Here is a 1,051-nt window from a genome sequence, read left to right as displayed (position 1 = left end):
CTAGAGCGGGATGGGATTAGATTGAATCGATTGAGGATTCCCAAATCAGATCGGTTCTGATTCAACATGCTGGCTGGGAAGGAGGCCGGCATGGATGGGGCGGGCGTATTCGACTGATCTGCGTGAGCGCGTGGTTGACGCCGTTTGCAAGGGCGGCCTGTCGTGCCATCAGGCGGCGGCGCAATTTGGTGTAGGCATCAGCACGGCCATTCTCTGGGTGCAGCGCTTTCGCGCGACCGGCAGCGTCGAGCCGGATCAGATCGGCGGCTACAAGCCGAAGAAGATTTCGGGAAAGCATCGTGATTGGCTGGTGCAACGCTGCCGGACGGCGGATTTCACCTTGCGCGGGCTGGTGGCCGAGCTTGCCGAGCGTGGTCTGAAGGTCGATTACCGGACGGTGTGGGACTTCGTCCACGCCGAGAAGCTCAGTCACAAAAAAAGACGCTGATTGCTGCCGAGCAGGACCGTCCCGATGTTGCCCGTCGGCGGACGCAATGGAGCAAATGTCGGGAGCGGATCGATCCGTCTCGCCTGGTGTTCATCGACGAGACCTGGACCAAAACCAATATGGCGCCGCTGCGGGGCTGGGCGCCGCGCGGTCAAAGGCTCAAGGCCAAGGTGCCACATGGCCACTGGCAGACCATGACCTTCCTGGCCGCCTTGCGCCACGATCGCGTCACGGCCCCGTGGCTCATCAATGGGCCGATCAATGGCGAAACCTTTCAAACCTACGTCGAGAAGGTTCTCGTCCCGACATTGCCGCCCGGCGACATCGTGATCATGGACAACCTCGGCTCGCACAAGGGCAAGGCCGTACGCCGCATCATCCGTGCCGCCGGTGCACGGTTGTTCTTCCTACCGAAATACTCACCCGATCTGAACCCGATCGAGCAGTTCTTCGCCAAACTCAAGCATTGGCTTCGCAAAGCCGCAAAGCGGACCACCGAGGCTGTCTACGATGCCATTGGTCCGATCCTCGACACTGTCACACCCGCCGAGTGCTCAAACTACTTCACCAACGCCGGATATGGTCAAACCTAATCTCATCACG

Annotated in this window: 1 protein-coding gene; it reads left to right on the top strand. The window is 60.1% G+C overall.

Annotation, left to right across the window (positions count from 1 at the left end):
• Window positions 1-94 precede the first annotated feature (94 nt).
• A protein-coding gene (locus AC5ZG1_RS43995; RefSeq protein ID WP_496136519.1) for an IS630 family transposase occupies window positions 95-1,041 on the top strand; the annotation gives its coding sequence in 2 pieces (ribosomal slippage) (window positions 95-433 and window positions 436-1,041; 945 coding nt in all).
• Window positions 1,042-1,051 lie beyond the last annotated feature (10 nt).

This window comes from Bradyrhizobium sp. Leo78 (genome assembly GCF_059512425.1).
Note: the sequence above shows the minus strand (reverse complement) of the source record. Positions and strands in the feature narration are given on the sequence as shown.